Annotated in this window: 11 protein-coding genes; 2 read left to right on the forward strand and 9 right to left on the reverse strand. The window is 45.6% G+C overall.

What is annotated here, in order from left to right:
* Positions 1-190: 190 nt before the first annotated feature.
* The 9 genes from BLR32_RS12455 to BLR32_RS12495 all read right to left on the reverse strand — a co-directional run bounded on the left by BLR32_RS12455 (position 191) and on the right by BLR32_RS12495 (position 16,114).
* A complete protein-coding gene (locus tag BLR32_RS12455; RefSeq protein ID WP_089832199.1) occupies positions 191-598 on the reverse strand; it encodes a hypothetical protein in 408 nt (135 codons plus the stop codon).
* A 377-nt stretch (positions 599-975) separates the two neighbouring features.
* Positions 976-2,892: a choice-of-anchor X domain-containing protein gene (locus BLR32_RS12460; RefSeq protein WP_089832201.1), complete on the reverse strand. Its 1,917-nt coding sequence runs from the start codon at positions 2,890-2,892 to the stop codon at positions 976-978.
* Positions 2,893-3,138: 246 nt separating this feature from the next.
* The gene (locus BLR32_RS12465) at positions 3,139-4,719 is read right to left on the reverse strand and encodes a SusD/RagB family nutrient-binding outer membrane lipoprotein (protein WP_089832203.1); all 1,581 of its coding nucleotides are present in this window, start codon (positions 4,717-4,719) and stop codon (positions 3,139-3,141) included.
* Positions 4,720-4,730: 11 nt separating this feature from the next.
* Positions 4,731-7,850, reverse strand: a complete 3,120-nt coding sequence (locus BLR32_RS12470) for a SusC/RagA family TonB-linked outer membrane protein (RefSeq protein ID WP_176842255.1) — start codon at positions 7,848-7,850, stop codon at positions 4,731-4,733.
* A 335-nt stretch (positions 7,851-8,185) separates the two neighbouring features.
* Positions 8,186-9,775 carry a SusD/RagB family nutrient-binding outer membrane lipoprotein gene (locus tag BLR32_RS12475; protein WP_089832207.1) on the reverse strand — a complete coding sequence of 530 codons (1,590 nt, stop codon included), beginning with the start codon at positions 9,773-9,775 and terminating at the stop codon, positions 8,186-8,188.
* A gap of 16 nt (positions 9,776-9,791) precedes the next feature.
* Entirely contained in the window at positions 9,792-13,259 is a 3,468-nt protein-coding gene (locus tag BLR32_RS12480) for a SusC/RagA family TonB-linked outer membrane protein (protein ID WP_089832209.1), read from the reverse strand.
* 81 nt (positions 13,260-13,340) lie between these two features.
* A complete protein-coding gene (locus tag BLR32_RS12485) occupies positions 13,341-14,348 on the reverse strand; it encodes a FecR family protein (protein WP_089832211.1) in 1,008 nt (335 codons plus the stop codon).
* A gap of 63 nt (positions 14,349-14,411) precedes the next feature.
* On the reverse strand, positions 14,412-15,011 hold the full coding sequence (locus BLR32_RS12490) for an RNA polymerase sigma factor (protein ID WP_089832213.1): 600 nt from the start codon (positions 15,009-15,011) through the stop codon (positions 14,412-14,414).
* A gap of 227 nt (positions 15,012-15,238) precedes the next feature.
* Complete coding sequence (locus BLR32_RS12495; protein WP_089832215.1) at positions 15,239-16,114, reverse strand: AraC family transcriptional regulator; 876 nt, start codon at positions 16,112-16,114, stop codon at positions 15,239-15,241.
* Positions 16,115-16,409: 295 nt separating this feature from the next.
* Here BLR32_RS12495 and BLR32_RS12500 point away from each other — a divergent pair, with 295 nt between their 5' ends.
* Both BLR32_RS12500 and BLR32_RS12505 read left to right on the forward strand, forming a co-directional pair.
* A complete protein-coding gene (locus BLR32_RS12500; RefSeq protein WP_176842256.1) occupies positions 16,410-17,444 on the forward strand; it encodes a LacI family DNA-binding transcriptional regulator in 1,035 nt (344 codons plus the stop codon).
* Positions 17,445-18,188: 744 nt separating this feature from the next.
* On the forward strand, positions 18,189-21,491 hold the full coding sequence (locus BLR32_RS12505) for a SusC/RagA family TonB-linked outer membrane protein (protein WP_089832219.1): 3,303 nt from the start codon (positions 18,189-18,191) through the stop codon (positions 21,489-21,491).
* Positions 21,492-21,522: the final 31 nt, after the last annotated feature.

The following is a 21,522-nucleotide window of genomic DNA, read 5'->3' on the forward strand; positions in this document are numbered from 1 at the left end:
GATAGCATTCTATGAAGTTTTCTGGTGCCCAGTCGCTTTTGTGAAGCTCTGATTTGCTCCACTTTGTCAAGAACAATGGCCATTTCCAGCCCCAATTGATGATCATTATTTTTTCGCTTATAAAAAGCTTGTCTGGTTTTACCAAACAGTCCGCAAACATTACCCAAATCCTTGTCAGGATAATGTTCTTTTACTCTGCAGACGGCTTGGTACCAGGCTTTTTTTGGATCTCAATATTAAATTGTTCTTCAGCAACTTCAATCATTGTCTGAAAAGCAAATGCCTTTAAATTGGCATGTTCTAGCTTTTTACGGAGTTCTTCATTTTGCTTCTTCAATGCATCAAACTCCTTTTTTTCCTGTTCTGTCATGGCCGTAGATATTATGGGTTTTTCCAAAGTCGTTTGCCTAAGTTCGGAAGAAAAAAGAGAGTACCAATAAGCCACTTGGGTTTTAGTGATCCTATAACGAGCTGCGACCTGGCTCATGCTTTGGTCTCCGGCCATGTAATCGGCCACTACTTTGTCCATGAACGACTGCTCATATTGGAACTGCGGGCCCAGACGTCCCTTGCGTCCCTGATTGTTTGAATTTTGCATGTTTTACACTTTTTAAAGTGTAAACCTATTTCAGGACCTGACAATACCGCTTTGATACCTCTAATCCTACGTTAATCCTACGTTTATAAACGTAGGATTAACGTAGGATTAGAGGTATCAAAGCGGTATCAAAGCGGTAATTGAAGGGCAAAAAATCAGTATTTCCCGCACGTCTTTTTCACTTAGCTTTGTGATTAATCATAACCCTTCCTGCCACTCTTTTTGAGTTATTTTTTGACATCGCTTAGAAAATTTCGCGCTATCAGCGCGTCCAGATATATGTCTATTTCGTTACTGTATGAAGGTGATTCGCAACACCTGTATCACTGAATGGAATGACTGATTTTTTGGCTACAGTAGCCAGAGAACTTTAGCTATTAGTGAGTAAAATTCAATGGTCTGAATGATAGTGCTCTCACTATTCCCACCAGTCTCGATTTCCCGCATTCTGTTTTTAACAGCAATTGCAGGTCTTCCGCCCTTCTGGCCAGGTCATTAAACGTCCATTGAATAGGGGACCCGGTTGGTCTGCCAGCTGGGTCAGTAACCCGGAACAAGCCATCTACCTGAGAGGGATCGCCGGTCAGGAAGGCAGACAGCGTGGGCTTGGTGCCAAAAGGTTGTGGCGCTATCTGTAGGAAAGATGCATGAGGAACACCTGCAGGATCATTAATGAGGTTTCCTACGGAGGTCCTGGCTTCCCCGGCGTGACAGCCGCTGCAGGTATTGATCGAGAGGATATGACGTACCGTATCGTTGGTGATAAAGCCAGATCCTGCAACATTCGAGGCGTCCCAGAAATGAACGGGTGCGGGCATTTGTGACTTGCCTCCCAGGAAGTTTACACCAGAAGCAGCTTCAATTTCCGGCACCTGGTAGGTTTGTGCGAGTATAGCGGCCGTGCTGTCGTTGGCATATTTTGCCAGTATTTGCTGGTCGGCAGCTGTAGCCCCAGATAACCTGTTGAATTTCAATGCAGGTTCCTGTTTGACGGTCACTTCGTCGAAGATGCCTTTCTTGTTGATCATAAACTCTCTCAGTTCCCAGGGACGGGCAAGTGCAATTTCGTTCGTTCTAAGCTGATTTAAGCTACTTCCGTTAGGTTTGGATGGACTGGTCCCCGCGGCCGTAAACTGGTCTGTAATCTTCTGTAAAGCGTCATTATAAGCAGCCGTACCTGGTACCAGTGCCTTCAGGTCCCACCATTGTTGTGCAAATTCATGCAGCTCTTTACAGGTACTTTTAGGAATGCCATATTCCAGGATGGTAGTAAAACGCAGAAGGGTACAATTGGGAGTTAACACGCAGAATACAAAACGGCCTTCTCCCGCATTACTGATCTTATAACCGCTGTTGCCACGCAGGTCAAGACGGTTGACTATCGCCAGCAGGCGGAAAGGCGCCAGCGACAGATCGAAATTGAATGTTTTCCAGTTGCCGGTGTTGATGATGGCGCCCGGATTACTTGCCTGTAACCAGGGAAGGATCACTATATTGAAGATATTGGTACGGGCAGGTACGTTATCCGCATTGATAGTCTGCGCCGCCATCCATTTTTCCAGCCAGGACTGAAGGAACGTGTTTACGCTGATACCGGAGGCCGGGGTATTGGCCATTTGAGAGATCAGGTAACTGAAAGTCCAGACACCTTTAGGATTACCTTTCTTTGTACAGGGGTTAAAAGTACGGGTCGGATCTTCAATAACACCCAGGTCCGTGATCATGAGGGAGCGCTCTCTTAACTCCGGATCAGGGATCAGCTTGAAGAGGTCGGGGTTGATGTCAGCACCCTTGTCAAAGTCCAGGTTTCTGACGTTACTTTCTCTCACCTGGTTGTCGATCACTGTAGCAGACCTTCCGCTCCATCTGAACAGGTGTTCTTTCTTGTTCAGCTTATCCACGTTAGCATTCTGGATAGCGATCAGGTCTTCTTTGAGTGCAGAGAGATCTTCGTTGATGGCAACAGAAAAGATCCCATCGTCTGCTTTCTCATCGCCCTCACTGCCATCATCCCGGAGTGTGAGTGTTTCGTCGTTTACAACAATGGAATGAACGTTATCCCTGATCACGGCACGTGGAAAGGTGGCGGTAAGGAGGACATTGTTGCCATTGACCGTTTCTTTAAGTGCTTTTACCTTAATGCTGGTGGCAATGGGAGGGTTGCGTTCAAATGCTGTGTTGACAGTTGCTGTGCTGGCCGCAGTCTGCGCGGGCATCTTTTTCTTACTTTCCCCGCATGCATGGAGGAAAAGAGAGGCGAGGATTAAACCTGCCGGTAACAGTCTGGTTGACATGCCTTGTTTGATTTTGGGGTTTATAAAATATATCGTGTTATATCGCTGAAAATGTTGTGGACATCATTGGTAAGGCATTGTGGTATGAGGCCAGTATAAATTGAGTTTACATGATAAAGATAGGAGGTATCAGGTGTAGAAACACCGCAGTCGCAGCTGCCTTGAAATAGAAAAGCCGGACCTGGACAGGTCCGGCTTGTTATTGCTGCTTTTTTTATAGCGGTATAGATGGCTATACGAGAATTGTTACTGCTTGTCCCACCATACAGGGGTGGTTAAAGCATTAGTACCTTGTCTTTTAATGGCTTCCTGGTAATTAGTCGGGTTAGAGGCAAGCTCTGAGGAAGGATACAGCATTCTGCGTGGTATCTTTCCACCGGTGGCGTTTCCTACATAGTTCACCGGTGTCAGTTGCGGATAACCGCTTCTGCGCCAGTTTGCCCATGCTTCATACCAGTCCAGCACACAGGCTGCCCAATATTGCGTATTGATCTGGTCGTAACCTTTAGCATCATCATATGGGTGAGCTGTCAGGTAGGCCTGCACTTCAGTGCCACTGATCGAAGCAGTGGAATTGTATTGCGCGAGTTGTTCCATGGCAGCTTTCACGCCATTGTTATAGTGAGTGGCGGCATCAGCACCAACGCTCCATCCTCTCTTCGCTGCTTCTGCCAGCAGAAGTTCCACCTGTGCATAGGTTACCAGGAAAGTAGGTCCGTTGAGCTTCAGTAATACGTTTTTATTCAGCACAGAATATTTTTTCGTGTCGTTGGGATAACCGGGAGCCTTGCTGATATCTGTAGCACCTCCATTGGTGTCATAACCATTCGGCATACCCAGTTGATCTGCCGGTATTTCACTGTTGCTGGCGGGTACCACGGCAATGTATTGCAGGCGCGGATCATTGTTGTTCTTCAGGAAATCCATGAAGGTTTTGCTGATACATACTTCACCTACGTTATTGATGGCATTCCACTCACCGGAAAGGATGTTGCTTACCCTGTTCACGGTGGTCCTGCCGCCTGATGCATCGTGTAGAATAAAGGCATTGTCTGCATTGGAGGCGATCAGACCGCCGGCATATGCTTTTTCTACCCATGTTTTGGCAACTGCATCATCCCTTTTTGACAGACGCATACCTAAACGCAACATCAGGGAATAAGCCAGTTTCTTCCAGCTGGCCACTACCTGCGCCGCAGGAACAGCACCGCCTTTGTTGTAGATCAGGTCTCCCTGACCAGGAACAGCTTTGCCGGCATCCAGTGCCTTCGCTGCTTCATCCAGTTCCTTCAGCATATCCATGTAGATCTCCTGCTGTGCATCATATTTCGGAGTGAAGTTGCGGTCGCTGTAACCCTTACCTGCTTCAGAGTAAGGAACGTCTCCGTAAATGTCTGTCAGACGATGGAAGATCATTACTTTGGCGATACGGGCGATGTTATACTGGTTAGACAGGTATGCATTGTCTTTGGTTACCCTTATCACGTCAGTGATGTACTTGATCTGATCAGGATAGGCGCGTTCAAAATAAGCGGCGGCCCAGCCATCATTCTGTATGTATTTATCACCTGCATACCAGCTCACGTTAGCCAGCTGCTGCATCATCATGGAACAGTAGATGATGTTCACACGCCATGTGTCATAGCTGAAGTCACTGTTGCCTGTATATTCCAGAAGAGCACGGGTGAAGTTGAATTCAGGAACGCCACTGGATTCGCCGGATTTGCTCTTGTCTGTATTCAGATCTTCGAAGTCCTTTGTACATGCCGGCATCATCAGCATCGCGGGCAGGCATAGTACGAGTAATAATTTATGAAGAGATTTCATGATACCAGTTTTTAGAATTTAACATTCAGGTTAACACCGAAGGAACGGGTAGTAGGCAGACCTGCATACTCCAGTCCCTGCGCATTGCTGTTGCTGTAGTTGGACTCAGGATCGATGTTGGGCGTAGATTTCTTGATGTAGAAAAGATTACGGCCTACCAGTGATACGCTGATACCATTCAGCCTGTTACCCAATGCTTTTTTGGTGAAATCATAAGTCAGGCTCAGGGAGCGGAACTTGATGAAATCTGATTTATAAACATGCAGTGCAGAGACAGTAAACAGCTTGCCGTAATAGTCATCTGCGGCAACCGTAGTGGTTTTCGCTTCGCCTGTTTCTGAAACACCTGTTACTACCACACCACTTTCACGTCCTTCAAGTGTTTCTTTCTGTAAGCCATACTTATAGGCATTAGCATTGGTACCTGAATAAATCTTACCGCCAGCTTTGAAGTCGATCAGGAAGTTCAGATGGAACCTGCCATAAGAGATGTCGTTGCTCCATCCACCGGTATAAGGCGCTACGCCGGTACCCTGTGCAATCAGCGCATCTGTGTGTTGTGGCAGGCCCGATGCATCGACAACCAGTTCTCCTTTACTGTTACGTTTGAAATCATACACCATGATCTGGGAGTAAGGCAACCCTACTACATGATTGATGAAACCTTGCTCTGTACGGGACTCACCACCTTCCACCAACATGGAGTTCTGTCCTTCTGCCAGTGCGATCACTTTATTCTTGTTATGTGCAAAGTTGAAAGCAGTGGTCCATGCAAAGTGAGCTGTTTTCACAGGCGTACCACCTACCATCAGCTCTATACCTTTGTTCTCCAGTTTACCTACATTCACCAGTGCGCTGTTGTAACCGGATCCTGCAGATACTGTAGCTGTTACGATATCGTTGGATGCCTGTTTATTATACCAGCTGAAGTCACCGAATAAGCGATTGTTGAACAGTTTCAGTTCCGTACCGATCTCCAGTTCTGTTACTTTCAGTGGTTTCAGTGCCTTGTTAGGGATCTTATTGTCGATATCACCTATTGGCACGCCGTTAATGCTGTTTCCCATTGTGCTGTAGTAAAGAGCAGTTTTATACTCTTCAGCATCACCGCCTACTTCGGCATAACCAGCCCTGATCTTACCGAAACTCAGCCAGTTGCTTTTCAGATTTTCTGAGAACACATAGGAACCGCTCACAGAAGGATAATTGTATGAATTGTTCTGCTTCGGCAGTGTGCTGCTCCAATCATTACGGTCAGTCACAGTCAGGTATAAAGTGCTGTTCCAGGATAGTTCCAATGAACCATAGACAGATTGCACTTCTTTATTATACTCTGTGATCTTACTGTCTTTGGTAGCTGCAGTAGTTGGATTGTAAACGAATGGGAAAGAGAAGTTGGAAGCAGTTACATCGTTCACTTTATCTTTTTTCTTCAACAGGTTGGCGCCGGCGGTGAAGTTAAGATTCAGTTTGCTGGCAAGCTCCCGGTTGATACCCAGTAACGCGTCTATGTTCGTTTCATTGAACTGACGGTTGCGTTCCACATCCAGGCGACCCTTTTCAAAGTAAGCAGTGCCGGTTGGTGTGATAGAAGTTCCATTGAAACCAAAGTAGTCATTGGCTACGCGGGCCTGGATGAACAACCATGGCAAAGGCGTATAACGCAGGCTTGTTACGCCCAGTACGCGATCTTTCTTTGTGTTGTTGATGAAGCGGTTGGCAGCAAAGAATGGGTTCGTACTGTACTTATCAGCGCTGTACCTTAGTTCGTTCATCTGTGCGTCGTAACCCGGAGCGAGGGTGGCGGCAGCCACGTTGGCAGGCAGGAAGGCGATAGCATAGTTACCGTTACCGGGAGCATCACTCAGGTTGGTACGGTTGTTAGTTACTTCCTTCGCATAGATAACGTTTGTCTGTCCGCTGAATTTATCTGATAATTTATAATTGAGATCAATGTTTACGTTGTCGCGGATGTATTCTGTATTAGGATATACACCGTTGCTGCGCAGATCACCCAGTGCAATACGGTAAGTTGTTTTATCACTACCGCCTGCTACTGATAGTGTATTGCTGAATGTGGATCCTGTTTTGTAGAAATCCTTGAGGTGATTACCCTGTTTGGAATAAGGGCGGGATACACCATCGAACTGAATGGTAGGTGATCCATCCAGTTTACTGCCCCAGCTTGACAGACCTGCGTTCATAGCAGCATCTACTGTAGTAGGTTTCGCGCCTTTGATCCCCTGTCCGTATACCTCCTGGAAGTCCAGGAAATCATTTACCTTATCAATGGTGACGTTGCTGTTCAGCTCTACCTGCATCTGCCCTGCTTTACCTGACTTGGTGGTGATGAGGATCACACCGTTAACACCACGTTGTCCGTAGAGGGCAGAAGCAGCAGCACCTTTAAGGATGGTCATATCTTCGATATCGTCCGGGTTAATGCTGGAGATACCATCACCAAAATCTGTACCGCCATATTTACCGGCAGATCCGAGGTTGGAGTTGTTCATGGGAATACCATTCACCACATACAATGGCTGATTGGCGCCGCTCAGGGAAGAGTTACCCCTGATAGTTACACGGGAGGAACCGCCGGGACCCGTAGATGGAGGTGCGCTGTTCACACCGGCCACGCGGCCTTCCAGGGCGTTGGCTACACTGATCTCCCTGGCTTTGGTCATGTCTGCACCCTGTACTTTTGATACAGCATAACCATTACTGCGGGCTTCTTTACGTATGCCCAGTGCCGTTACCACTACTTCATTGATATTAGCTACATCGTCCTGAAGAGTTACATCGATGGATGACTGATCTCCTGCTACCACTTCCTGGGTAAGGAAACCGATGAATCTGAATACCAGAATGTCTGAAGGGGATTTAACAGTAATAACAAACTTGCCATCTGTGCCGGTTGTGGTACCTACATTGCTGTTTTTGATTAATACGTTAACACCAGGAATGGGATTGCCGCTTTTGTCCCTAACGACTCCCCTGACCTGTTTCTGCTGCCTCATACTGGATAAAGGCGTGGGAGCAGCAAAGGCCATCTGCGTGCCGTCGGCAAGCATAAGACCCAACATTACTCCTGCAGTAATGCATGCTTTGTTAAAGCGTAGTTTACTTGTCATAGATACTCCTTTTGGATGATTAGAATAGTTTAAACCCATGGTGACATAGCAAGGGCAGCTGGGTGCGGATGCATCCATTGCGATCTTTCTCAGAAGCCATCTATACTATGTCTACGTGATACTTATTCCCTTTTAGTTGATGAACGGCATAACAATGCATACCGGTGCGCTCTTCACGCACGTGAAATGTTGCGATTCGTTTTAGTTGATATTTATACTGACATGTTCAATACGTGTTACGCAGCCGTGTCCCTTTGTGTCTCAACAAGTACCATGAGCGCGTAAAAAGGTGTCGTATGGAAAATAAAATAGTACCATGTACTACGAAAAAAAAATTATGGCTTGTCCCACCACAATCTTGTACCGCCATTATCTTCCCCTTTCAGGGTTGTGATGGCTCTTTGTACACCGGCCAGATTAGTAGCGTATTCGAATTGAATAAAGGGAATGCGGCGGATGAATGTGGAAGAAGGTATCTTACCGCCACTGTTGTTGACTACAACGGGGAATAGTTTAGGGTACCCGGTACGGCGGAACTCAGACCAGGCTTCCTGTCCGTCGGGATACATAGCAATCCATTTCTGTGTAATAATGCGTTCCAGCTTTTCATGTGCCGATGCATTGTGTACCCACTTAATAGTACACTTGCTCAGATACGGACTACCAGAAGGAACATTGTTTATTGGATTGATTGGATCACTATAGGGTCTTGGAGTCGATGTATCATTATTGATATAACTATTGTAGGCAGCTGTAAGATTATACTGTTGAAAGGAAGTATAGACTCCTTTTTCATAATTATCTTCTGCGTCGCCGGCGCCTTTCCATGAATAGAGTGCCGCTTCTGCTTTAAGGAACCATGCTTCTGCCGCTGTACACAGCTGAATACGTGATGGTTGCAGGGCCAGCTTTGAAAAACCGGAATACGCATCTTTACTGGTGATAGTAATGCCGTTCCTGATACCACGGTAAAGGTCATTCCTGTCGTCTGACGGAATGAAGTAACGGGCGATGCGGGGATCATGATAACCACAAAGGATGGATTCCATAGAGGCCCCCATCCTGATATCATTCCATGAATTGCAGATCACATTCAGTGGATGTGTGAGCGGCGCAATATTGATCGTAAAGTCTTCTGACGGATTGCTAAGGATACCATATTCCTGGTTTAGTGCAGCTTCTGCTTCTTTCCTGCCTCTTGCAGGAGAAACATTGGATATGCGTAAAGCCAGTCGTAAACGTAAGGTATTTGCCAGTTTTATCCATTTTATATAGTCGCCATTGTAGGAGAGATCAAAGTTTTTAAATCTGTCAGATGGCGCTGTCGGTACATAATTACTTAGCGTGGTAACAGCTGAATCAAGATCTTTGAAAAATGCATCGTAGGCTGCTTCCTGTGAATCATAATCAATACTGCGGTCGGCATTGATAATGGCATAGCGCGTATAAATAATGGGACCATAAATATCGCTTACCCTGTGCATGGCCAATACCCTGATGATCTGTGCCCAGGCATAGAAGTCGGGATATTTTCCCCTGCATTTATCCATGACAAATTTGCAATTGGGCATCACATTGCCATAAGCTGTCAGCCAGGCGTCGTCATTCCAGTTATCGAGGAGATCGTAGGTAACATTGTTACGATTGTCCTGGAAGGGGCTGGGCGTCATCATATAACCGGAAAACACGTCACCCATCAGGTTCTGCTGCAGCTGTGTAACCGATACATCACTGCTCACATAGATGTTCAGCATAGATTGTACCAGCGGATCGCCGATCAGCTTGAAGTTTCCCTGCAGGTCGTTATCATACACATCGTAGGGATTGGTGTTGATACTCTCAAAGTTGCGGGTACAGGCTACCGGAAGAGACAACCCTGAGAGTAAAACAATGATTACGTTAATTACAGATCTTCCTTTATTCATTATTCATAAGCTCTTTTTACAAGACGAGTTTAATATTAGCGCCTATGCTTCTTAACGCCGATACGCCGAATACGTCTATTCCCTGCAGTCCGTTACCACTACTCATGGATACTTCAGGATCAAATGGGGCATCCAGTTTGAAAAAGCAGAGATTCCTGCCAATGAGCCCTACCTGCATCGTGTGGATCCATTTGCTCTTTAACGGTAATTTACAGGTAAGTGATATTTCCCTGAGCCGGATATTTGTGGCATCGTACATATACATTTCCCCGATGCCGGCCCTGCTGCCGATAGTGGCAAAATACTTACGTTCATCGTATGTGCCTGTAAGCGGAGTCCCGTTTTCATATACCGCATTGATTGTCACGCCTCCTGCATCTCTGGCTTTGGCGCTGGCCTCACTAACGCCATAGCTGTCCAGCACAGAGTTGGTCACACTCATGACCTTACCGCCGAAGCGACCATCTACCAGGAAGCTGAGTGCGTAATTTTTGTACGTGACGGAGTTATTCCAGCCTAACATAAAACGTGGATTGGGATTACCTACTTTCTTTAGTACGTTCCGTGTTACCAGATTGCCCTGATTATCAATAACAAGCTGTCCTTTTTCATTCCTGTATAATTCCTTATTGGTATAAATATCTCCCCAGGAGCCTCCTTCCTTGATAAAAGACCCGTACATGTTGGTCAGGAAGTCAGTGAGAATGTAATAGTTATCTGGTCCTGCCCCGGGGATGCTGTTGTTGCTGAGTTTTACTACTTTATTACTATTGATCGTCAGATTGAAATTAGTATTCCATCTCCATTGTGTTTTCTGGACAGGTACGATATTCAGTGTTGCTTCCCATCCTTTGTTCTGGATATTACCCAGGTTCAGATAATAGAACAGGTATCCGGAACCGGAAGGCGCCCGCACTTCCATGTATTGCTGATAGTTATTGTTCTTGTACCAGGTAACGTCGATGCCAACACGGTCTTTCAGGAAGCGGAACTCGAGGCCTGTTTCCAGTGAGCGGTTGTCTTCCGGCTTCAGGTAGATGCCGGGATAAGGCGTCCGGGTATTGAAATTGACGCGGGGAACGCCCGCTGTGGTCATAATAAGGAACCGGGCTGGCCTGGAAGCATAAGGTGCAATGTCATTACCGGCTTTGGCATATGACACACGGACCTTTGCAAAGCTGATAGCAGCTGGTAAATTGAACCATTCACTCAGTACGGAACTGATACCCGCAGAATAATAGAAATATCCTTTGTCTTTGATGGGGGTAAACGCAAAAGTGCTGGACCAGTCGTTACGCCCTGTCAGGTCAAGGAATAAGCGCTGTTTCCAGTTCAGCTGTGCACTGCCGAAAAGCGCCTGTAACTGCTTTTTGTCAATACTTTTTTGTGCGTCCAGTGCCTTGGCAGAGATATTCTCTATAGAAAATACATTCGGCACAATGAGGCCGTCAGCCGCCGTAGGATTGGTGCTGGTCAATGTTCTGTCATGTGCTTTTACATCGGTAATGCTGACACCGAGCATTGCCTGTACTTTTATCTGGGGACACAGTTGCCTGCTACCGGTCAGCATCATATCTGCATAGAGCTGTGTGTTGGTTTCCACTTCGCGTGTATACCGGCCATTTGGCGGACTTAACACCTGTTGTGTGCCTGCATAGGCAGACATCTCATACCGGTCAGCACTTTTATCAATATTACCCCTTGCCTGCAGCCATAACCAGCTGGCCAGTTTATATTTCAGGGAGAGAGAGGCCATCCCCCGATACCGGGCATCTCTGCGCTGGTCACGGTATTGCACCCAGTAAGGATTCTGCTGATCGTCTAATCCTGTCCAGTCGCGGTCCCTGCGGATATTCCACCAGTTCTGTAATGACAGGTTACTGGCAGGATCATGATATTCAAATTGCTTGTAAGTGTTGAAATCCAGTCCCCGGGGCATGTTATACAATCCCGTGAGGGCGTTATAATACAGACCGGAGGACGGGCGGTTCAGCACATCCTGTATCACGTAGGAAATATTGGCATCTATGGTCAGTTTCTTCTTCAGCATATTGCCGGTGATACGTGTATTGAAGGTATGCCGCTGGAAATGATTGGCAGGAAGAATCCCCCTGCTCATGGTGTTGGCATACGAGAGATAGTATTGCGTGTTCTCTGCTCCGCCGCTGTAGGAAAGGCCGTTGGTAGAAGTAAGGCCGGTACGGAAGAAATCCCTGATATGGTCACGTACCTGAATCTTATCGCCCCAGCTGTCTGCGGAACCAGGCTGCAGTTTGTCCTTATCATCCTTATAAGGCCTGGTGGTTTGTCCGTAGCGAAATTGCAGTTTCGGCAACAGCATGGGCGCGTCTATCATCAGGTCGGAGGCCACGTTGATCCGTCCTTTACCGGCATTGCCTTTTTTAGTCGTGATCATAATCACGCCATTAGCTGCCTGGCTACCGTATAAAGCCGCGGAGGAAGCACTTTTCAGTACACTGATGCTTGCAATATCATCGGGATTGATGTTGGAGATACCATCGCCACCATCCCTGCCACCAGTGCCTACAATGCCGGATGACTGGCCCCAGATATCTGTAGGTTGTGAAGGCGTGAAATTGGCCATAGGCACGCCGTCAATGATGTACAGCGGCTGGTTTTCACGGGTGGATTTATTTCCCCGCAGTATCACCCTGGCAGATCCTCCAATGCCTGAAGCGCTTCTGTTGATCATTACACCAGCTACTTTGCCTGAAAGGCTGTTGATCACGTTAGCGTCTTTTACAGTGGAGATATCGTCGTTAACGAGGTAACCGGTGGAGTAGGGGAGTTCTTTGTTGCTCTTGGGGATACCTAATGCAGTGACTACCTGTTCATTCAGTCCGGATACGCTTTCCGTCAACGTTACATCCAGGGAATGTTGTTCCCCCGGAATGATCTCTTTAATGAGGAAACCTACAGAGCGGAAAATGAGTATATCGTCGGGCGTTACCAGGATAGCGTAATAGCCTTCATCATCGGTATTCACACCTTTGTGTGTGCCTTTGACGAGGATAGTAGCACCGGGCAGTGGACGGCCACGGGTATCCTGCACACGGCCTGTTATCTGCAACAGGTTGTCGGCGCCGCTGGTCTCCATGTTCCCGCTGATGCTTTCTATTGCAGCAGGTGATACAATGATTTTATCCTGTTTTATAAGGAAAGAAAGTCCTGTACGGATGGAGAGTTTATCAAGTACTTCCCTGATGGGGAGGTCTTTGCAATGCAGGGAGATCTTTTTATTAAGATCAATAGCTGTTTTATCGTAGTGGAAATTAAGATGGCTTTGTTTCGCTATTTCGGCCATGACATCAGACAGGCTTCTGTTACCAGCGGCAATGGTGATGCATCCGCTGCAGGGTGATGGCTGCTGTTGGGCATGCAGCATCCTGCTACCCGTCAATGAAGGCATTAACAGGAAGCCGGCAATAATACATACTTTACAGAAGTATGATTTTCCCCTCATATAGCCTCATTTACATTTACGTTCAAAAGCAGCTTCAATGAAAAAGTGTCTGTCTGTTGACAGCCAAAAGATAATCCAGCATTATTCTTTGTTCTTTAGTATCACGGTGTCCTTTCCAATGGTGTAGGAAAGTGATTCTGTCAGGCATATGGTCTCAATAACGTTTGCCAGGGTTTCCTCTCTGAAGTTTCCGGTATAGGTCCAGTCTTTTTTATCGCTTTGGTTGATGATTGTCACGCCGTATCTGTTCTCAATACCTCTGCGTACCTGTTCATAGGAAGCATCCTTGAATATCAGGTAGCCTTTCTGCCAGCCTGTAACTACTTCGGTATCGAAAGCGGTTTTTACAAGCTGCAGGGAGCGAAGGTCATAGCTGGCCTGTTCGCTTGGCTGTAAGATAACTGATGGCTGTGATCCGGTGGTCACTTTTACCTTGCCGGTGAGCAGGGCAACAGTGATCCGTTGTTCATGTGTGTAAGCGCGTATATTAAAAGTTGTGCCTAATGCGACTGTAGTGACATTGCCGGCGTGTACGGCGAAGGAGTTCTCTGCACCCGGAGCTGCTTCAAACCAGGCTTCTCCTTCCTCCAGGTAAATATCGCGGTGATTGCCGCTGAAGTGTTGTGGATAGCGGATCCTGCTGGCGGCATTCAATATTATCCTGCTGCCGTCTTCCAGTACGATGTTTTCCCTGCTGCCTTTGGGTGTATTGACCGTAACAACGCCATCATTGACGGTGCTGGTAGGTTTGGCCAGATTGCCGGCAAGCGGCTGCTGTCCCGGAAGATCGGGTGTAGCCGGCTGGTGCCGTTGCTGGAAGAACCATGCACCGGCAGCTACCAGTACGGTAATAGCGGCCGCTGCGTAGTACCACGAGCGGCGCATGAGGCGTCTGGGCGCCGGTTGTATCTGTTTCATGAGCGCACGCTGTACTGCGTTGAGGTCTGCCTGAACCTCGTGCTCACTTTTAGGCGATGTATATTGATCGCCAATGCTGTCAAACCACTCTTCGATGATAGCTGCTTCTTCCGGGGTGCATTGGCCTTCGTTATAACGCTCAAGTAATTTCCTTATCGTTTCTTGCTCCACTGATTGCAAATTTGAAATGTCCCAATGATAAAGCTATGTCGTACCAGTGAGGTACAGGTACCATTAATTGGCGAAAAATGAGTACATGGCCTGTGTGGTGAGCAGGAACAGCACGAGATCTGTCCTGGCATGGTTCGCACGTAATATCTTAAGGGCTTTAGTTATCTGGTTTTTAACTGTTTGCTGGGAAAGTCCGAGCCGGAGGGCGATCTGCTCAACTGTCTGATGCTCAACGCGGCTTAGCATAAAGATCTCCTTCATTCTTTCCGGCAGGTGATTGATGGTCTCAAAAACGTCCTGTGTCCTGGTTTTGCTGTCTACCAGCTCTGCAATACCACCGGGTTGTACATCAAAGTGCTCTATCAGCTGTTGCAGGTACTTCCGGTAAGTGGAATTCTTGCGGTAAATGTCTATAATCTTATGCCTGGCGGATTGGTACAGGTAAGATTTGAGGGATTCATTTACGTTGATAGACTGCCTTCTTTCCCACAGTGAGGTGAAGAGGTCCTGGAGGACGTCTTTACCGGCATCAGCACCGTCTATCTTGCTGAGAATGAAAAGGTATAAAGGGTGACTGTAACGCTCGTAGATAACGTTAAAAGCATTTACACTGTCTTCTTGCAGCAGCGATAGTAATTCTTGATCAGTATAATTACTATACATGGATTACAGAAATAGAGTTTGGTTGACAAATGGTTTATTATCAGTAAATAATCCCATTTATGCTGGCATCTTTCATCATCAGCCGAAAGAAAATTAATACATTTTGATCAATTACCAAACTATTTACAATACGGGTGCGCAGCCACAGTGCTTACATGGCTGAAGATCAGTACATAGCCCCGCCAATTCAATGACAGGGCTATTTATTGCTTAAATAAGCGTAGTTATCACGCTTCTTTCAGTCTTAATTCGTTTTTATATTCCTTGGGAGTTTTACCTACGATCTCTTTAAAGAATCGATTGAAGTTAGAAAGGTTCTTAAAGCCGCAGGAGTAAGCTATTTCCGCAATAGACCAGTCTTCTTCCGTCAGTCGTTTGCAGGCATGACCAATACGTACTTCATTAAGGAATTGTACAAATGATTTCTTTGTACGGTTCTTAAAAAAGCGGCAGAAAGACTGGGGAGAAAGATTGGTGATGCTGGCTACATCCTGGAGGGAAATCTCCTTGGAGAAGTTGCCCATTACATATTTGAACACCTCATCGATCTTGTGGTTATCCTTTGCATTGAAAGCATGCGAATATCCTGTACTGGCCAGGTATTGCACGTCTTTTGTTTCTGCCAGTACCTTCAGGATACTTAGCAGGGAAATGATCCTTTCCAGTCCATCTTTCTTAGGCAGGGACAATATCTGTTCTTTCAGAATGTCGTAGGTTGGTCCGAGGATCTTCATGCCTCGCTGCGCCCTGTGGAAAAGATCTGTCAATGATTTTGTTTCCGGTAGTCCGTAGAACTTATCCCCGAAAATATCTTTCGGAAAGTAGATCACAACTGACCGGGCTTTTAACTGGTCATTGTTTTTATGGTAACTTTCATCATTGTACCATACGTGGGGAATATGCGGCCCCAGAAAAACCATGTCGCCAACATCAAAACTCTCGATGCTGTCTCCCACAATTCTTTTACCATTGCTTTCCATTACAAATACAAGCTCACACTCCGGATGAAAGTGAAACGGTGTATTAAAATAAGGATCACATCGCTCTATTATGGTGATCTGATTGTCGGCAAATGCCCCCACTTTAATAAGAATGGGTTTCATGTAATTATAATTTAAACTTCCCTTTAACCCTGTGTGACTCTCGAAACAGTGTGTATGCAAACTATCCTGGTATACGGTTCCTGCTGCATTTCGATGCAGCAATTATTGCAGCTATTGCAAATCCCCCTGACAGAACTTTTTCTTATAAAATGCCAAATTAGAGAATTTTGGTTAAAAAAACATCATTTATTCGTAATAATCAAGCCCGGAAAACAGAAGGAGAATATTATTATATTTGGCTATGTGCAGTTAAGGTTCTAATTTTCTAATGAATATCAAACCAAATCTGAATTTCGTGAAAGGAATATCCATTAAAGATATTGCCCAAGAGGCAGGTGTTTCTCCTACAACAGTTTCTTTTGTATTAAATGGTAAAGGAAAAGAAAAAAGGATCAGCGAACAGGTCAGCAAGAGGATACTCAAAATAGCCGGTAAGTTGAAATATAAGCCAAACCAGCTCGCAAGAGGCTTACGTACCGGCAAAACCAAGACAATCGGACTAATCGTAGAAGATATTGCAAACAGTTTTTTTGCCAATGTGGCCAAAGTTGTAGAGGATGAAGCGGACAAATTTGGTTATAAAGTGCTTTTCGGAAGTACAGAAGATAACGAGGAGAAAGCAAAGGGATTGCTGGAAGTATTGCGTTACCGCCAGGTAGACGGGTATATCATCACACCAACAGTAAATCTTGACAAGGAAATCGTATCTCTTCAGAAGCCGGTAGTGCTGATGGACCGCTATTTTCCCAATATCGCAGATTCCAATTATGTAGTGGTAGATAACTTCCAGGGCGCCTATGTGGCTGTCAGCCACCTGGTGGAACAGGGATATAAAAAGATCGGTATTATCACTACTACTTCCTCACAGATACAAATGCAGCAACGTCTGGATGGTTTTGTTGATGCGCTCAAGAAACACGGTCTGCCGGCAGGTAAGAACGTTATCAAACGCCTGCCGTTTGATCTTGATAGGGCAGGATTCATCCAGGAGATCACACAATACCTGCAGGCCAATAAAGACCTTGATGCACTCTTCTTCGCTACGAACTACCTTGGCATCTGTGGTATTGAAAGTATCCGCGCTATCGGTTTACATATTGGCACCGATATAGGGATGGTAAGTTTTGATGATCATGATATTTTCCGTCTGCATAGCCCTTCTATTACCTGTGTAGCACAGCCAGTGGAGGAAATAGGGCGGAGGCTTATTCATTTGCTGATAGCAGAACTGGAACATAATAGTTCCACTACACCTCAACAGATAGTACTTTCTCTTGAACTGCGTAAAAGGGAATCATCTATGCCATCGGTATCACATGCGAATGCATAAAAAAAGGATGGTAGATAATTATAGCAGGAAATCCCGTGTAAGTCACTTGTAGTCAGTAATACAACGAAGATGTTATAATTCAGTGAAGGGCGTTTGATAAACGTTGAGATTGTTAAATTATTGCGAAAATTATTTGCACGGGATTAAAAGTTTATCTAAGTTTGAGACAAGTACAATCATAGTCATAGGGGAACAATAGAGTAAAATCAGAGCATTCAATTTTTTTTTGAGTAAAAGGCTAAAACGTTTAAGAACTGTAGCCTTCGGTGTAAATGAGTATTAAGACAGTAATTAAATTTCAGGCATTGTGAAGGACGTAACGAACGAACACGTGATGAGGGATAACAGGAATAATGAATTCAACCAAATTTTAGATCGTAGGAGGCAAGAAAAAGAGTAGCAGATTTTTCACGGTTTCTAATTTTTTAACAAAAGAAGATTAAGCAGCTTCTTCAAGGTATTTCGTTGTCCAAACGATTTCGACCGTGAACGGACGTTGCTCAAAACGTAACTTTTTCCACATATTAATCTCAATCAATGATCGGATTTACACAATAACGTATTTCGAAACAGTATACCTATGTCTATGACGACATAATCTGAACGTTTTCGGCGATGATCATAAGTTAATGATGCCATGATAGATGGCAACCAGGGAAACTATGCCTGTTAACCAGGCTCACGACGACAATAGCTAAACTTTATACCTAAACTACCACTAGTATCAATCAAAAAGAATAAACAATGAAGAGATCGCTTTTTTTATTTGCGGTTCTTTCTGTTTTATGCATCCAGTTTGCCTGGGCGCAACAGAAGGTAACAGTAACCGGCGTTGTTAAAGATCCGAAGGGCTACCCGATCCCCGGCGTTAGTGTTTCAGAGAAAGGAACTACCAATGGCGGTGTGACAGACATGAATGGAAGTTATAAGCTGAATGTCAACCCTTCCGGCACGCTTGTATTTTCGTTCATAGGCTATTTGAAAAAGGAAGCGCCTGTTGGTAACAGCGGTAACCTGAATATCTCTCTGGAAGAAGACCAGAAAGGATTACAGGAAGTTGTGGTAACAGCGTTGAACGTAAAGAGATCCACCAAAGCGCTGGGTTACTCAATGACAGAAGTAAAAGGTGAGGACGTAGCCCTCTCCGGTCAGGTAAACCCTGTTACATCACTGCAAGGTAAAGTAGCAGGTGTAAACATCTCCTTAGGTGGCGGTGGACCACAGTCCAGTGCACGTATCCTGATCAGGGGTAACAACTCACTCAGTGCAAATAACCAGCCGCTCTTTGTAGTGGATGGTGTGTATTTTGAGAATGGTATCACCGGTGGTGACCAGTGGGGTAACTCTCAGGACTTCGGTAACTATATGAAGAACCTGAACCCAGACGACTTCGAAAGCGTTTCTGTACTGAAAGGTGGTGCTGCTACTGCATTGTATGGCTCCCGTGGCCAGAATGGTGTGATCATCATTACTACCAAGAAAGGTCTTTCACGTAAAGGTTTAGGCGTGACTGTTACACATGCAGAGATGTATGATAAAGCATACAAATCAATCGACTTCCAGAACGTATATGGTGTTGGTAACGTAGCAGGAGATTTTCCGAAGGATAACAACGGCGATCCTTACGCTGACGAAAACAACTGGGCAGGTCTGAGCTTTGGTCCTAAAATGCTGGGCCAGCGCGTAAAAGACTGGCAGGGTAACTGGACTACTTTCTCTCCGCATCCAAACAACCTGCTGGACCTCTATCGCACAGGTAAGTACTACAATACTAACGCAGCAGTAGAAGGTGGTAACGATAAAACAACTTTCCGTTTATCTTACTCAAACAACTATACAAATGGTATTGCGCCAAACAACAATTTCAAGCGTAATAACTTTAACCTGCGTGCAACACACAAACTGTCTTCAAGAGTATCTGCAGACGTATCTGCTAACTATGGCAAGACAAACGTAGAAAACCCTGCTATCAACGGTGGTAACGAAAACCTCGTATTCAGCAGTGTGTACAAAATGTCACGTAACTACGATACCAAATACTGGAAAGACAGATATATTGATCCTAAAGGAGGCGTACTGCAGAATGATCCTTATGGCATGTCCGGTACTTTCTTCGCCCTGAATAAATACAATACCACACAGGATGAAGATAACTTCCAGGGTCGTTTAGGTCTGAAAGTAGACATCCTCAGCTGGTTAAACCTGGCACTGAATGGCGATGTGCAGACCAACGTTCAGCAGTATGAGCGTAAAGAACTGGGTCAGGGCGAAGGTTTCACCGGTGGTTATTATAACCTGACTTCCACTACCCAGAACCAGCGTAAACTGCAGGCTATATTATCAGGACACCGTAAACTGGCCAGCAGCCTGGAAATGGACCTGTCCGTTGGTGCTGAGACTTACAGATGGGGTTATGGTAAATACAACAAGGCAGAAACACGCGGTGGTCTGAAAGCGCCAGGTCAGTTCTACATCAGCAACTCTGTACAGGACCCACTAGCTACTGCAAGAATCGTCAAAGGTGTTAGAACAGACGCTATCTTCGCTTTTGCGAACTTCTCCTATAAAGATCAGTTATACCTTGACCTGACAGGTAGGAATGACTGGAACTCTACCCTGATGTATTCTGATGGTCATGGTGTGAACAATTACTTCTATCCATCAGCGAGCCTTTCCTGGTTGTTCTCTGAAACTTTCCACCTGCCAGCGTTCTTCACTTTCGGTAAACTGAGAGCTTCCTATGCTGGTACCGGTGCTGGTACTGCTGCTTATCAGACAGGTATAGGAACTTACTCTTTCATTAGTAACTACATTAGTGCTAGTGGTGGAAGTATCCCACGTTATGGCTTTGATGGTAACACATTGGGTAATAACGATCTGAAAAATGAATATACCCGCAACTATGAAGTAGGTGCTGATATCCGTTTCCTGGATAACAGACTGGGTGTTGATATCGCTGCCTACAGAAAAAATACCTTCAACCAGATCATACCTATCGGCATGCCGCAGGAAAGTGGTGTGACCAGTCGTCTGATCAACGCAGGTAACGTACAGAACACAGGTATTGAAGTATTGCTGAACACTGTTCCTGTTAAGACTAAGAACTTTGACTGGAACTCTACTCTCTCTTTCACCCGCAACAAGAACATCGTAAAAGAAATTGCAGAAGGTGTAAATGCAATGGAACTGCCTAACGGTTATTCTCAGGGGAGCGATGTACTGGTAATTGCCCGTAAAGGTGCAGAGTATGGTGTAATGCAGACTAAATATGCGTACACATATTACAACGATCCGGCAAAACCTGCTGCTAATGGTAAGAAAGTACTGAATTCTGTCGGTCGCTTTATGCGTTCCAGCGATGCAGGTCTTGGTTATGTTGATATCGGTACTATCCAGCCTAAATTCCTGACTTCCTGGACCAACGGTTTCAGATATAAAAACTTTAATCTGAATGTGCTGTTAGATGCTAAAGTAGGTGGTAAATACTCTTCTGCTACTTACAACTATGCTTATGCAGATGGTACACTGAAAAATACACTGCCAGGACGTGATAAAGAAAGTGGTGGTCTCGCATGGACTGATGCTGCCGGTACAGCGTATAATGATGGTATGATCCCGGACGGTGTGTTTGCAAAAGGTGTATCTCTGACCCCGATCAATGGTGGTGCGGCAGTTGATGCAAGTGGTATGACCTACCAGCAGGCTTACGAGCAGGGCCTGGTAAGACCAAAACATGCATGGGAATATTATTATCGCCTCGGTTCATGGGGACAGGGTATCCGTGAAAATGCCATCTTCACAAATTCATGGGTAGCAGTGCGTGAGGTAACTGTAGGTTACAATGTTCCTTCTTCTGTTTACTCTAAACTGAAGCTGAACAACCTGCGTATAAACCTGGTGGGAAGAAACCTCTTTTATATCTACAACAGCCTGCCAGCTGGTCTGAACCCGGAAGGTCTGTACAACAACTCATCTGCTTCAGCAGCTGACTATGGTGGTATTCCTTTCGTAAGAAGCATGGGCTTCAACCTGCAGGCTTCCTTCTAATAAGAGAGACAAATAATTCAAGAAGAAAAAA

The organism is Chitinophaga filiformis, from assembly GCF_900102545.1.
GTDB lineage: Bacteria > Bacteroidota > Bacteroidia > Chitinophagales > Chitinophagaceae > Chitinophaga > Chitinophaga filiformis.

Bases quoted from the DNA above. Each gene is read 5' to 3' on its own strand.
- BLR32_RS12455 (WP_089832199.1), bottom strand. From the start codon at position 598: ATGCAAAATTCAAACAATCAGGGACGCAAGGGACGTCTGGGCCCGCAG.
- BLR32_RS12460 (WP_089832201.1), bottom strand. From the start codon at position 2,892: ATGTCAACCAGACTGTTACCGGCAGGTTTAATCCTCGCCTCTCTTTTC.
- BLR32_RS12465 (WP_089832203.1), bottom strand. From the start codon at position 4,719: ATGAAATCTCTTCATAAATTATTACTCGTACTATGCCTGCCCGCGATG.
- BLR32_RS12470 (WP_176842255.1), bottom strand. From the start codon at position 7,850: ATGACAAGTAAACTACGCTTTAACAAAGCATGCATTACTGCAGGAGTA.
- BLR32_RS12475 (WP_089832207.1), bottom strand. From the start codon at position 9,775: ATGAATAAAGGAAGATCTGTAATTAACGTAATCATTGTTTTACTCTCA.
- BLR32_RS12480 (WP_089832209.1), bottom strand. From the start codon at position 13,259: ATGAGGGGAAAATCATACTTCTGTAAAGTATGTATTATTGCCGGCTTC.
- BLR32_RS12490 (WP_089832213.1), bottom strand. From the start codon at position 15,011: ATGTATAGTAATTATACTGATCAAGAATTACTATCGCTGCTGCAAGAA.
- BLR32_RS12495 (WP_089832215.1), bottom strand. From the start codon at position 16,114: ATGAAACCCATTCTTATTAAAGTGGGGGCATTTGCCGACAATCAGATC.
- BLR32_RS12505 (WP_089832219.1), top strand. From the start codon at position 18,189: ATGAAGAGATCGCTTTTTTTATTTGCGGTTCTTTCTGTTTTATGCATC.